At 74.1% G+C, this 13,292-nt stretch carries 9 protein-coding genes; 6 read left to right on the forward strand and 3 right to left on the reverse strand.

What is annotated here, in order from left to right; genetic code table 11:
- Nucleotides 1–91: 91 nt before the first annotated feature.
- The 3 genes from fdh to nrfD all read left to right on the forward strand — a co-directional run bounded on the left by fdh (nucleotide 92) and on the right by nrfD (nucleotide 5,237).
- Complete coding sequence (gene fdh, locus LWC35_RS26030) at nucleotides 92–3,301, forward strand: formate dehydrogenase (protein ID WP_232872887.1); 3,210 nt, start codon at nucleotides 92–94, stop codon at nucleotides 3,299–3,301.
- Nucleotides 3,298–4,245, forward strand: coding sequence for a 4Fe-4S dicluster domain-containing protein (locus tag LWC35_RS26035; RefSeq protein ID WP_232872888.1), 948 nt, complete (start codon nucleotides 3,298–3,300; stop codon nucleotides 4,243–4,245). The genes fdh and LWC35_RS26035 overlap by 4 nt, the downstream gene beginning before the upstream one ends.
- An 83-nt stretch (nucleotides 4,246–4,328) precedes the next feature.
- Nucleotides 4,329–5,237, forward strand: a complete 909-nt coding sequence (gene nrfD / locus LWC35_RS26040) for an NrfD/PsrC family molybdoenzyme membrane anchor subunit (protein WP_232872889.1) — start codon at nucleotides 4,329–4,331, stop codon at nucleotides 5,235–5,237.
- A gap of 35 nt (nucleotides 5,238–5,272) precedes the next feature.
- On the opposite strand, the gene LWC35_RS26045 is transcribed toward nrfD, so the two are convergent.
- A complete protein-coding gene (locus tag LWC35_RS26045) occupies nucleotides 5,273–5,785 on the reverse strand; it encodes a hypothetical protein (RefSeq protein WP_232872890.1) in 513 nt (170 codons plus the stop codon).
- A 276-nt stretch (nucleotides 5,786–6,061) separates the two neighbouring features.
- On the opposite strand from LWC35_RS26045, the gene LWC35_RS26050 reads away from it, so the two are divergent.
- A complete protein-coding gene (locus tag LWC35_RS26050; RefSeq protein ID WP_232872891.1) occupies nucleotides 6,062–6,394 on the forward strand; it encodes a GYD domain-containing protein in 333 nt (110 codons plus the stop codon).
- Nucleotides 6,395–6,454: 60 nt separating this feature from the next.
- Here LWC35_RS26050 and LWC35_RS40485 read toward each other — a convergent pair whose 3' ends face one another.
- The gene (locus LWC35_RS40485) at nucleotides 6,455–7,654 is read right to left on the reverse strand and encodes a baeRF2 domain-containing protein (protein ID WP_232872892.1); all 1,200 of its coding nucleotides are present in this window, start codon (nucleotides 7,652–7,654) and stop codon (nucleotides 6,455–6,457) included.
- Nucleotides 7,655–7,970: 316 nt separating this feature from the next.
- Between LWC35_RS40485 and LWC35_RS26060 the strand changes: the two genes are divergently transcribed.
- Nucleotides 7,971–9,257, forward strand: a complete 1,287-nt coding sequence (locus LWC35_RS26060; RefSeq protein WP_232872893.1) for an alpha/beta hydrolase — start codon at nucleotides 7,971–7,973, stop codon at nucleotides 9,255–9,257.
- Nucleotides 9,254–11,557: a phosphatidylglycerol lysyltransferase domain-containing protein gene (locus LWC35_RS26065; protein ID WP_232872894.1), complete on the forward strand. Its 2,304-nt coding sequence runs from the start codon at nucleotides 9,254–9,256 to the stop codon at nucleotides 11,555–11,557. The genes LWC35_RS26060 and LWC35_RS26065 overlap by 4 nt, the downstream gene beginning before the upstream one ends.
- Nucleotides 11,558–11,775: 218 nt before the next feature.
- Here the strand turns inward: LWC35_RS26065 and LWC35_RS26070 are convergent, their stop codons facing one another.
- A complete protein-coding gene (locus tag LWC35_RS26070) occupies nucleotides 11,776–13,179 on the reverse strand; it encodes an alanine--tRNA ligase-related protein (protein WP_232872895.1) in 1,404 nt (467 codons plus the stop codon).
- Nucleotides 13,180–13,292 lie beyond the last annotated feature (113 nt).

Raw genomic sequence — 13,292 nt, forward strand, 5'->3', positions numbered from 1 at the left:
GGATGCCCGGCCACACCGCGCGCACACCCCTCGTGGGTGTCCTCACACGTCCGCGCGGTTGGGAGCACGCAAGATCGGGCACCATCAAGGCGTGGGAGTGCGCACGTGGATCGAGGGCTGGCCGGTCTACCGGCAGCTGACGGGCCCGGACAAGCTCGGCCGCGGCACCGCGTCGCGGTCGGACCGGACGGAGTCCCTGCGAGCCCGCACCCAGGACGCCGACCGCGTCACGCAGTCGATCTGCCCCTTCTGCGCCGTCGGCTGCGGCCAGCGGGTCTTCACCCGGGGCGGCCGGGTCGTCCAGGTCGAGGGCGACCCCGACTCGCCGATCAGCCGCGGGCGCCTGTGCCCCAAGGGCTCGTCGACGCTGTCGCTGGTCACGGCGCCCGAGCGGGTGACGACGGTCCGGTACCGACGCCCGCACGGCACGGAGTGGGAGGACCTGGACCTCGACACCGCCCTCGACATGATCGTCGACCGCGTCCTCACCACCCGCCGGCGGACCTGGCAGGAGACGGACGACGAAGGCCGGCACCTGCGCCGCACCACGGGCATCGCGAGCCTCGGAGGAGCGACCCTCGACAACGAGGAGAACTACCTCATGAAGAAGCTCTACACCGCGCTGGGCGCGGTGCAGATCGAGAACCAGGCCCGTATTTGACACTCCTCCACGGTTCCCGGTCTGGGGACCTCCTTCGGTCGCGGCGGCGCGACGAACTACCAGCAGGACCTGGCGAACTCGGACTGCATCGTCATCCAGGGCTCGAACATGGCCGAGGCCCACCCGGTGGGTTTCCAGTGGGTCATGGAGGCGAAGCGGCGCGGCGCGACCGTCATCCACGTCGACCCGCGGTTCACCCGCACCTCGGCGGTGGCGGACCTGCACGTGCCGATCAGGGCGGGCACGGACATCGCCTTCCTCGGCGGCCTGATCCACCACGTGCTGGAGACCGGCGCGTACTTCGAGGAGTACGTCCGCGCCTACACCAACGGGCCGATGCTGCTGCGCGAGGACTTCGCCGACACCGAGGACCTCGACGGGCTGTTCTCCGGGTTCGACCCGGAGACCGGCAGCTACGACACCGAGACCTGGCAGTACGCGGGCATGACGGCGACGTCCTCGGCGGGCGACCGGGACCTCGACGTCCACGAGGCCGAACGCGGCCAGATGCCCGGCTCCGGCGGGGCGCCGATCGCGACCGATCCCGACCGCGACGACACCATGCAGGACCCCCGGTGCGTGCTGCAGGTGCTGCGCCGGCACTACGCCCGCTACACGCCGGAGAAGGTGCACGAGATCTGCGGCATCCCGGTCGAGACCTTCCGCCGGGTCGCCGACGCCCTCGTCGAGAACTCCGGCCGCGAGCGCACCAGCGCCTTCGCCTACGCCGTGGGCTGGACGCACCACACCGTGGGCGTGCAGTACATCCGGGCGGCCTCGGTGCTGCAGGCCCTGCTGGGCAACATCGGCCGGCCGGGCGGGGGGATCCTCGCGCTGCGCGGGCACGCCAGCATCCAGGGCTCCACGGACATCCCGACCCTGTTCGACCTGCTTCCCGGCTACATCCCGATGCCGCACGCGCACCGCGACCAGGACCTCGCGACCTTCATCGAGGCCAACGGCGGCACCAAGGGTTTCTGGGGCGACCTGGACGCCTACGTGGTGAGCCTGCTCAAGGCCTGGTTCGGCGACGCCGCCACCCCGGAGAACGACTTCTGCTTCGACCACCTCCCCCGGCTGACCGGCGACCACTCGTCGTTCCGGACGGTGATGGACCAGGCCGAGGGGAAGGTCCCCGGCTACTTCGTGATCGGCGAGAACCCGGCCGTCGGCACCGCGAACGCCCGGATGCAGCGGCACGGGCTCGCACAGCTGGAGTGGCTCGTCGTCCGCGACCTCAACATGATCGAGACGGCCACCTTCTGGAAGAACGGGCCGGAGATCGCGACCGGGGAGATGCGGACCGAGGACATCGGCACCGAGATCTTCTTCCTGCCGGCCGCCGCCCACACCGAGAAGGACGGCACCTTCACCAACACCCAGCGCCTGCTGCAGTGGCACCACAAGGCGGCCGAGCCCCCGGGCGACTGCCGCAGCGACCTGTGGTTCTACTACGAGCTCGGCCGGCGGCTGAAGGCGCGCGTCGCCGGGTCCGACGACCCGCGGGACCGTCCGCTGCAGGACCTGACCTGGGACTACCCGGTCGACGGGACGGGTGAGCCGAGCGCCGACGCGGTGCTGCGGGAGATCAACGGCGTCGACGGGGAAGGGAAGGCCCTGCCGGGCTACACCGCGCTGAAGGCCGACGGGTCCACCAGCTCGGGCTGCTGGATCTACTGCGGCGTGTACGCCGACGAGGTCAACCAGTCGGCCCGGCGCAGGCCCGGCGCGGAGCAGGACCTCCTCGCGCCCGAATGGGGCTGGGCCTGGCCGATGAACCGGCGGGTCCTCTACAACCGCGCCTCGGCGGACCCCGACGGGCGGCCGTGGAGCGAGCGCAAGAAGCTCACCTGGTGGGACGGCGAGCGGTGGGCCGGGCCGGACGTGCCGGACTTCCCGGTCGACGTCCCACCGGACTACGTGCCGCCGCGCGACGCGCGCGCGGCGAAGGCCATCGGCGGCGCCGAGCCCTTCGTCATGCAGTCCGACGGCCGGGCCTGGCTGCACGCGCCGGCCGGGCTCGCCGACGGCCCGATGCCGACGCACTACGAGCCGGAGGAGTCGCCCGTCGGCAACGCCCTCTACGGGCAGCGCGCCAACCCGGCCCGGCAGCGGTTCGAGCGCGCCGACAACCCGTACCACCCGGAGCCCGGGACGCCGGGGGCCGCGGTCTACCCGTACGTCTTCACGACGTTCCGGGTGACCGAGCACCACACCGCGGGCGGCATGAGCCGGTGGACGCCGCACCTCAACGAGCTGCAGCCGGAGATGTTCCTCGAGGTCTCCCCCGAGCTCGCCGCCGAGCGCGGGCTCACGCACGGCGGCTGGGCACACGTCGTCACCGCGCGGTCGGCGATCGAGGGCCGGGTGCTGGTGACGGAACGGGCCAAGCCGTTGCGGCACGGGGACAGGGTGATCCACCAGATCGGCGTGCCCTGGCACTGGGGCCCGAACGGGCTGTCCACCGGCGACGCGGCCAACGAGCTCCTCGGCGTTTCCCTGGACCCCAACGTGCACATCATGGAGACGAAGGCCGCGACCTGCGACATCCGCCCCGGCCGGCGCCCGCGCGGCCCCGAGCTGGTCACGTACCTGGCCGACCGCCGGCGGCAGGCCGGCCTGGAGGAGGAGCAACGGTGAACCCGGTGAACTCCCTGTCCGGCCCCCTCGCGGACCCGGCCGCCGACGCCGGGTACGCCGCCGGGCACCCGCCGCGCGTCGGCTTCTTCACCGACACCAGCGTCTGCATCGGCTGCAAGGCCTGCGAGGTCGCCTGCAAGGAGTGGAACGCGCTGCCGGCCGACGGCGTGGGCGACCACGGGGCCGCCGGCGACGTCCTGGGGCTGACCGGGATGAGCTACGACAACACGGGCGGGCTCGGCGCGAGCACGTACCGGCACGTCGCGTTCGTCGAGCAGCGGGTGCCGGCCCGGGACTCGGCGCCGGTCGACCTCGGCATGCCGTCGACGGACCTGCCGGGTGCGGTGCAGCCCGGGGCGGACCGCGAGGACGCGACCGAGGTCCGCTGGCTGATGTCCTCCGACGTCTGCAAGCACTGCGCGCACGCCGCCTGCCTGGACGTCTGCCCCACCGGCTCGCTGATCCGCACCGAGCACGGCACCGTGCTGGTGCAGGAGGACATCTGCAACGGGTGCGGGTACTGCATCCCCGCCTGCCCGTACGGGGTGATCGACCAGCGCCAGGGCGACGGGCGGGCGTTCAAGTGCACGATGTGCCAGGACCGCCTGGGCGCCGGGCTCGCCCCGGCCTGCGCCACCGCCTGCCCCACCGAGTCCATCCGGTTCGGGCCGCTCGACGAGCTGCGCGAGCGGGCCGACGCCCGGCTCGCCGAGCTGCACGACCGCGGCGTCGGCGAGGCCCGGCTCTACGGCCGGGACCCCGACGACGGGGTCGGCGGCGACGGGGCCTTCTTCCTGCTGCTCGACGAGCCCGAGGTCTACGGGCTGCCGCCGGACCCCGTCGTCACCACCCGGGACCTGCCGTCGATGTGGCGGCACGCCGCGGGCGCCGCGCTGGCCGTGGCGGGGGCCGTGGCGGCCGCGTTCCTGGGCGGCCGGCGGTGAGCGCGCCGGAGCACCGCACCGCGACGGGGGCCCCCCGGCGGCGGCACGGAGGGGGGCGGGGGAAGGGGCGCGGCGAGCGGCTGATGGTGCCGGAGGCCGAGTTCACCTCGTACTACGGCCGCCCGATCATCAAGCCGCCGGTGTGGAAGGTGCCGGACGTCCCCGCCTACCTCTACCTCGGCGGGCTGGCCGGGGTGTCCGCCCCGCTGGCCGCGCTCGCCGACCTGACCGGGCGGCCCGGCCTGCGCCGGCTCGGCCGGATCGCGGCGGCCGGCGGCGCGACCGCGAGCGTCGGGTTCCTGGTCCACGACCTGGGCCGGCCCACGCGGTTCCTGCACATGCTGCGCGTGCTGAAGGTGACCTCGCCGCTGTCGGTCGGCTCGTGGATCCTCGCGCCGTTCGGAGCGCTGTCCGGGGCGACCGCGGCCGCCGAGGTCCTCGGCGTCACGCCACGGCTGGCGCGTGCGTCCGGGCTGGCGGCCGGGGCGCTGGGCCCGGCCCTGACGACCTACACCGCGGTGCTGGTCGCCGACACCGCCGTCCCCGCCTGGCACGAGGGGTTCCGGGAGCTGCCGTTCGTGTTCGCGGGGAGCGCGCTGGCGTCGGGCGGCGGGGCGGGGCTGCTCGCGCCGGGCGACGTCACGCCCGCACGCCGCGTCGCGGTCGCCGGGGCCGCACTCGAGCTCGCGGCCACCGCTGTCCTGGAGCGCCGGATCGGCTTCGCCGCCAAGGCGTACCGGACCGGCCGGGCCGGCACGGTGCTCAGGGCGGCCCGGGCGGGGACGGTCGCCGGCGCGCTGGGCGCGCTCGCCTCCGGGTTCCTGCGGGGCCGGCGCGGCCGGGCGCTGGGCGCGGTGTCGGGCCTGCTGCTCAACGCGGCCTCCGCCGCGACCCGCTACGGCGTGTTCGAGGCCGGCATGGCCTCGGCCCGCGACCCCGAGTACACGGTCCGGCCGCAGCGCGAGCGCCTCGAGGCGCGGCGCTCCGGCTGAGCCGAGACGGACGGGGCAGGAGAGGCCGACGCCGGTCACATCGGGGTCGACGGCGGTGCGGGCGGGACGACCGGGTGCGCGGCCGGACCCGCGGCGACCGGTCCGCCCGTGTGACCGGCCGGCACGGTGTGGGCGGCGGGGACGGTGTGGGCGGCGGCGACCGCCGCCGCTGCGGCGTCCGTGGGCGTCGTGGAGGCGGTGTGCCCGCCGAGCCCGATGATCAGCCCGAGCGTGACCGCCGCGGCGGCGACGAGGCCGCCGATCAGGAGGGCGACGGCCCGTCCGGTGCCGGGGCCGGTCTCCTCCCGGTACCGGCGGTCGTCGTCACCACCCGTCGCGGCGTGGAGGGCGGTCCAATAGTCGTAGCCGAGGCCGTAGCCGTAGCAGTCCATCCCGCCCAGGGCGAGGGCCCAGCTGCTGGGCCGGGTGCCCCGTGCCGGGACCGGGTCGTTCCCGGCCGGGACCGGGCGGACGGCCGGGCTCCCGTCGCCGCGGCGGGCGTGCTCGGGGCCCTCCGGGTCGGCGGTGATCGTGATCCTGGTGCTCATGGCGGTCCTCCTGGGTCCGGCGGGGCGTCGGGAGTGGTGTGCTCCGACGCCCCGACCCTGCTCCCGGTCGGGCCGCCGTCCCGTCGGGCCGGTGGTGGACGTACCGGCTGATCCCGGTGTCCCCCGATCGCCCGACGCCCCGGCGCGGGTCCGCCCCACCCCGCCGCGCCGCCCACCTGACGCGTACGTACCTCTACGCAGCGACAACCGACGACCGACGGGAGCACGCTGGGGGATTCCGCAGGACCGAGCCACCCAGGGACACGGGAGGTCGAGATGGCGAAGTTCGCGTTCTTCTTCAGCTACAGCCCGGAGACGTGGAACCGGATGGTGATGAAGCCCAACGACCGCACGGCCGCCGTCCGGACCGCGGTCGAGGCCCAGGGGGCACAGCTCGAGTCGCTGTACTACATGTTCGGGAGCCACGACGGCATCGTGATCTTCGATGCCCCCGACTCCCGTGCGGCGGCGGCGATCTCGCTCGCCGTGACGGCGTCCGGCGCTCTCGGCCAGTGCGAGACCCGCGAGCTGATCACCCCGGCCGAGCTGGTCGACGTGCTGGACAAGGCGGGGGCCTCGCAGCAGGCGTACGTCCCGCCGGGGACCTGAGCCCGCACACCACGGAGCCACGGCGCACCCCCGCGGGATGCGCCGTGGATCCGGGTCGACTCAGATCGGGAAGCGCAGGGTGGCGCCGATGCCGTCGGCCAGCTCACCGTGCGCGAGGAGGCCGGGCTCGGGTGCCTCCTCCCCCGTCGCGTCCGCGGCGGCGCGCGCCTCCTCCTCGGCCCGCCGGGCGTCGTCGAGCCGGTCCCTGCCGAGGACGACGGCCGGGTCGTCGAGCCGCACCAGCTGCCCGTCCTGGCACGCCAGGGCCCGGATGACCGCCGGCACCGCGGGCACCCGGTGGGGCTCGCCGGCGTTGAGCGCCTCGAGCTCCTCGCGCTGCACACCGAGGTGCGTCGGCTCGGACCCGGCCCACACATCGGCGTCGGTCAGCGTCGCCGGGTCGAGGAACAGGGTGTCGACGGCCGCGGCCCGCACCGCCGCGACGACGTCGGCCAGCCCGGTCACGGCCTGCCCGTCGGGCCGCCCGGCCAGCTGCCGGTAGTGGTTCCAGGCCGCGCGGCGCTCGGCGTCGAGGACGTCCTCGACCGCCGCGGCGACGGTGTCCGGCAGCGCGTCGGGCGAGGCACCCCCGGTGTGCTCGACCTCGGCGACGATCCGCGCCGAGCGCTCCGGCAGCGCGTCGACCAGCCGGGACCGGGCCCGCGAGTCGCCGAGGACCACGAGGGCCCGCGCGGCGCTGGCCCGCACCCGGGCGTCGACCCGCGCGGCGACCTCGGCGGTGTTCTCCCGCCAGGTCTCCTCCACCCGCTCCTGCATGTTCAGGGTCGACAGGCCACCGCCCCGGACCTTGTGCACCGGGTGGTCGCGGCCACGGACCTCCTCCGGCTCGGCGTCCCCGGGGGCGAGCACCTCGCCGCCCTTGTCGTCGATCCGCACGACGACGACCGGGACCTCCTCGCGCACGGCCTCCGTGACGCTGGTCAGGTCGGGCAGCGCCGACCAGGCGGTGACGGCGGCGCGTGGCGGCGCGGGCAGCTCGGCATCGACGAGGACGCCCTTCTCGGCCGCCACGAGCACGCGCCCGCCGGTCCCGTCGGGCGTCGGGGCGGACGCCAGCGCGCCGTCGACGGCCTCGACGACGGACTCCGGCGCACCCTGCCCCGAGAGCTCCTCGCGGACGCCGCGGCGGCGGAGCTCCTCCTGGCGCGCCGCGTCCTCGGTGTCGTGGGTGACGTCGAGGACGACGGTCGCGAAGGGGCCGGGCGCCGCGCAGACGTCGCGCAGCCAGTCGAGTCGCACGGGTTCCTCCGTTCCGGGCGCCGCGGGGCGGGCCCTGTCGACGGACAGACACGGTCGCGGTCGGCGATACCCGGTGGCCCCGCAGCGAAACGGCCCCGGGCCCCACGCAGGCTCGGTGCGCCGGACCCGCTGCACCCGGTTCGCGCAGGTCGGATGGCCGATCCCGCCGACCCTCGTGCACACCCGGGCGGGTGAATTCCGACCCCGGACGGTGCCCGGTCCACGCTGGACCGTAACGGCCCGGCGAGTGGTGACGAACGGGACAACGATCACCGGGACGATCACGGGTGGTCGTCGGGGCGGTGGGAGGAGCGAGGTGGACGGTCTCTCGCTCGTCGACGGGTGGCTGCCGATCGTGCTGCTGGCGGTGGGCGGTCTCGCCGTGTTCGGGCTGCTCACGCGGTGGGGCCGGGGCGCGGTCGCCACGGCCGTCCTGGCGGTCCTGGTCGCCGCCCTGGTGTTCGCCGGGCTGAACCTGCTGGTCGTCGGGGCGCTGGACCTCGTCCCCGAGCCACTCCCCCGGCAGGTGCTGATCTGGATCGCGATCGGGCTCGGGGGCGTGGTGCTCGCCCTCGGGTCGCTGTTCGGCACCCGCCCCGGCCGGAAGGTCCTCGCGCTCCTGTGCGGTCTGCTCGTCGTGGTGGCCGCCGCGTCGCAGGTCAACGTCTACTTCGAGCAGTACCCCACGCTCGCCGCCCTGGCCGGTGGCGGCGACGAACGGTCCTTCACCGGCGGGCACGGCGCCCCCTCCCGCTCCATGACCACCCCGGTCGCCACCCGCTGGAGGGGTCCGGCCACCGGCGCGTCGAGCATCGAGACCTCGACGATCCCCGGGACCGTCAGCGGGTTCACCGGCCGGGACGCCCAGCTCTACCTCCCCGCGGCCTACAACTCCCCGAACGCGCCGCTGCTGCCCGTGCTCGTCCTCGTCGCGGGCCAGCCGGGTGGCCCCGAGGACTGGGTCGTGGGCGGCACGCTGCAGGCCTTGATGGACGAGGTCGCGCAGCGGCATGGTGGGCTCGCGCCGGTGACCGTCGTCGTCGACCCGAACGGGGCGGACGGGAACAACACCATGTGCATGGACTCGGACATCGCGAAGGCCGACACCTACCTGTCGGTCGACGTGCCGCGCTGGATCGAGGCCAACCTGGGGATCGACGCGAACCACGCGCACTGGGCCTTCGGCGGCTGGTCCTTCGGCGGCACCTGCGCGATCCAGATGGCCACCCGGCACCCGGACCTGTACCCGAACTTCGTCGACATGGCGGGCGAGCGCGAGCCCGCGATCAGCGCCGACCGGACGCAGACGATCCAGGTCGCGTTCCACGGCGACACCGCGGCGTTCGACGCGCTCACGCCGCTGACCCTGCTCGCGGAGCGGAAGTACCCGGAGGTGTGGGGCTACTTCGCCTGCGGTGGGGACGAGCAGGAGGTGGGGGCATGGCAGACCGAGGTCTCGACGGCCGCGCAGCGGGCCGGGATGACGGTGCGGACGCAGGTCGTACCGGGGCAGGGGCACTCGTGGGGAGTTCCGCACGCGTCGCTCCCACCGGCACTGGACTTCCTGGGCCCGAGACTCGGGCTGACGGCGGCGGCGAGGTGAGCGCGCCGGACGTCCCGCCGACGGCCGAGCCGGTCCCGACGGCCGCGGCGCCGCCCGTCGAGAAGCCCGCAGTCGGGAAGCCCGCCGTCGGGAAGCCCGCGAAGGCTTCCGGCCCGCCGCCGACCGCGCCCGTCACGGCTGCGGCCGCGCCGCCGGCGTCGGCCCCGCTGCCCGCGGCCGCCGGCCGGACGGCGCCCTTCGAGGTCTGGGCCTCCCGGCTGACCGCGGCCCTCCCCCAGGCGTGGCGCCGGACACCGTTCACGATCGGCGTGGTCGCGGTGACCCTGCTCGTCGGGCTGGTGGGGCGCACGATCTGGCGCCCGCTCTGGCAGGAGGGCTGGTTCCCGCAGGTCGCCTACGGCGTGCCCGCGCTGCAGGAGGGCCGGGTCTGGACCCTGTTCACCGGCTGGTTCTTCGCGATCACGCCCGGCCAGTACGTCAGCGGGCTGTTGCTCTTCGCGATCGTCGTGGGCGCGTGCGAGATCCGGATGGGGACGCGGGTCGTGGCGGTCGCCGCGCTCGCCGGCGAGATCGGCGGCGTGCTGGTGGCGTCGCTGCTGATCTGGGCCCTGGCGCACACGTCGTGGCCGTGGGCGGTGCACCTGGCCACCGTGCGGGACGCCGGGTTCACCACCGGCGCGCTCACCGTCCTCGCAGTCACCACGGCCGCACTCCGTTCGCCCTGGCGGCTGCGGATCCGGGCGCTGCTCGGCTTCTGGGTCCTGGTGGCGTTCCTGTTCGAGGGCACGCTCTCCGACGTCGCCCACCTCGTCGCCGTCACGACGGGGTTCGTGGTGGGCCAGCGGCTGTTCGGCGTGGAGCCCGGCTTCGGGCCGCGGACCCGGCGGGAGACGCGGCTGCTGGCCTTCGCCGGGCTCGTCGCGATCGCGCTGACCGAGCTCGTGGTACTGCTGTTCCCGGGCCGCGGGCCCTTCGGCGAGACGGCCGGCGAGACCACCTCGCTGCTCGACGTGCTGATCGACATCGTGATCGTCGGGATCGTCGCCAACGCCCTGCGGCTGGGCAAGCGGTGGGCGTGGTGGGTCACCGTCGTCCTCGGTGGGCTGAACGCGCTGGTCGCCGTGGCCGCCGTGGTCATCCTGCTGGTGGGCGGGGTGGTGACCGACGAGGCGATCACCCTCGGCACCGGGGTGCTGTGGGTCGCCGTGCTGGTCGTGCTGCTGTTCAACCGGCGGGCCTTCCGGGTCCCGATCCGACGGCGGGTGCCGGGCGGGGTCGCCGCCGACGAGGCCGACGCGCTCCTGCGCGCCCGGACGCTGCTCACCGCGGTGGGCGGGTCGACGATGTCCTGGATGACGCTGTGGCCGGAGATGCGCTACTACTTCCTGCGCGACGGCCGCGGCTACGTCGCCTACCAGCGACACGCGGGGATCGCCCTCGCCCTCGCCGACCCGGTGGCACCGCAGGGCACCATCGCCGCGGCGGTCACCGAGTTCACCGAGGACGCCGAGCGCGGCGGGCTCACGCCGTGCCTGTTCTCGGTCACCGACACGGCCGCCGAAGCCGCCCGGGCGGCGGGCTGGCGGACCGTGCAGATCGCCGAGGACACCCTCCTCGACCTGCCCGGCATCGCCTTCAAGGGCAAGAAGTGGCAGGACATCCGCACCGCGCTGAACAAGGCGAAGCGCGAGGGCATCGAGTTCCGGGTGGTCACGCTCGCCGAGGAGTCGTTCGCCGTCCTCGCCCAGGTCCGGGCGATCTCCGAGGAGTGGGTGGGCGACAAGGGGCTGCCGGAGATGGGTTTCACCCTCGGTGGCGTGGACGAGGCGCTGGACCCGGCGGTGAAGGTCGGGCTGGCGATCGACGCCGGCGGCAGCATCCACGGCGTCACGTCCTGGCTGCCCGTCCACGCGGAGGGCGGCCGGATCCGCGGCTGGACCCTCGACGTCATGCGGCGGCGGACGGACGGGTTCCGCTCGGCGATGGAGTTCATGATCGCCTCGGCCTGCCTCACCTTCAGCCAGGAGGGCTACGAGTTCATCTCGCTGTCCGGCGCCCCGCTGGCCCGCGGCGACGACGAGGCCGAGCTCGACCGCACCGACCGACTGCTCGACAAGCTCGGCGGTGCGCTCGAACCGTTCTACGGTTTCCGTTCCCTGCACGCGTTCAAGGCGAAGTTCTCCCCCCGCTACGAACCGGTGCACCTCGCATTCCGTGACGAGGCGGATCTCCCCCGTATCGGAATCGCGCTCACGCGTGCGTATCTTCCGGACGCGACGCCTCGGCAGCTGCTCGCGGCCGGTTTCTCCGGGGGCGGCAAGGAGCCTGCGCGGCGCTGAGGAAGGTCGATTCCTCGTCGATCCTGATGATCCACGGGAGCGGGGCCTTGTGGCGACGGAAAGGACGCGCTAGCTTCCCTTCCGCACGGGGGATGCGCACTTGGGGCGCCCTGTCAGGTTCAATTCCTGTGTCCTCCACCAACGTCCGGCCGGGGGCCGATCGCCACGCGCGATCGGCCCCTCGTCGCGTCGAGGGCCCGGTCGCGCGCCGGCGCCGGTCAGACGGCCGCGCGCGAACGGTCCCGCTGGGCCGCCATCAGGCCGTCGAACACCGGGCGCCAGTCCGCGGCCAGCGGGTAGCCCTTGCGCTCCGCCTCCTCGAGGCTCAGCTCGAGGGGCATGCCGAAGGTGTCGTGCAGCTCGAACAGGTGCTCCCCCGTCACGACCTCGCCCTGGCGGTTGAGCCGGCGCAGCATCGACAGCCCCTTGCGCAGGGTGCGGGCGAACTGCCGCTCCTCCTTCTGCAGCACCGCGACGATCCGCTCCTCCTGCTCGGCCACCTCGGGGTAGACGTCGACGAACAGCTTGCCGACGATCGGGACCAGCTCGGCGGCCACGCCCTCGGTGAGCTCGAGGTCCAGGCCGAAGCGCAGCGCCCGGCGGACCAGCCGGCGCATCACGTAGCCCTGCTTGCTGTTCCCGGGCTTGACCCCGTCGGCGGCGAGGAACGCGGCGCCGCGGAGGTGGTCGGCGACCACCCGCATGGCGTGGACGACCTCCGGGGCACCGCCGTCGTACGCCTTCCCGGAGATCTGCTGGATCTTCTCGACGATCGGCCACAACAGGCTGACCCGGTAGACGTCGGGGTCGTCGAGCGACGCCGCCGCGATGCGCTCCAGGCCGCCGCCGAAGTCGACGTTGTGCTTCGGGAGCTCGGCGACACCGGTCTCGGTCTTGCGGAAGGTCATGAAGACCGAGTTGCCGATCTCCATGAACTGGCCGCCGTCGGAGTTCTGGTGCGGGTACCGGCCGTACCGCGTGTCGTGCTCCACCTGCGGGAAGTAGTAGAAGACCTCGGTGTCGGGACCACCCGGGTCGCCCACCGGCATCTCGTCCGGCCCGCCGAAGCGGCTCCACCAGTTCTTGTGGCCGTAGAACGCGATCCGCGCGCCCTGGTTGCCGTGCTCGTTGCCGTACTCCTCGGTGCCGAGGTCGATGCGGCGGCTCTCGATCCCGCGCTCGGCGAACAGCCGCTCCCAGATCTCGGCGCTCTCCTCGTCGCGCGGGATCCCGTGCTCGGGATCGCCGAGGAAACACGTCACGTAGAGCCGGTTCGGGTCGAGGCCGACGACGTCGACCAGGAAGCGGAACACCCGCGGGATCTGCTCCGCCTTGTCGTAGTCGCCCAGGCTCCAGTTCCCGAGCATCTCGAAGAACGTGGTGTGCCGGTTGTCGCCGACCTCGTCCATGTCCTGGGCGCGCAGGCACGGCTGGACGTCGGCGAGCCGGGCGCCCTGCGGGTGCTCGGCCCCCAGCAGATACGGCAGCAGCGGCTGCATCCCCGACCCGGTGAACAGGGTCGTGGGGTCGTCGCGCAGGACGATCGGTGCGCGCGTCACGATGGCGTGGCCGTCCTGGGCGAGCATGTCGAGGAATGCCCGGCGGATGTCCTGTGCGTCCATTCCGCCGATCCTGCCGCGATGATCAGCGGCACCATAAGGCCAGAACGGGGTACGGCCGGGAACGAATGCGCGATTCCGTCACGCGTGGTCGTGCAGGAATCGCGTGCGGTGAC

It is taken from the genome of Pseudonocardia kujensis (assembly GCF_021283305.1).
Classification (GTDB): Bacteria; Actinomycetota; Actinomycetes; order Mycobacteriales; family Pseudonocardiaceae; genus Pseudonocardia; species Pseudonocardia kujensis.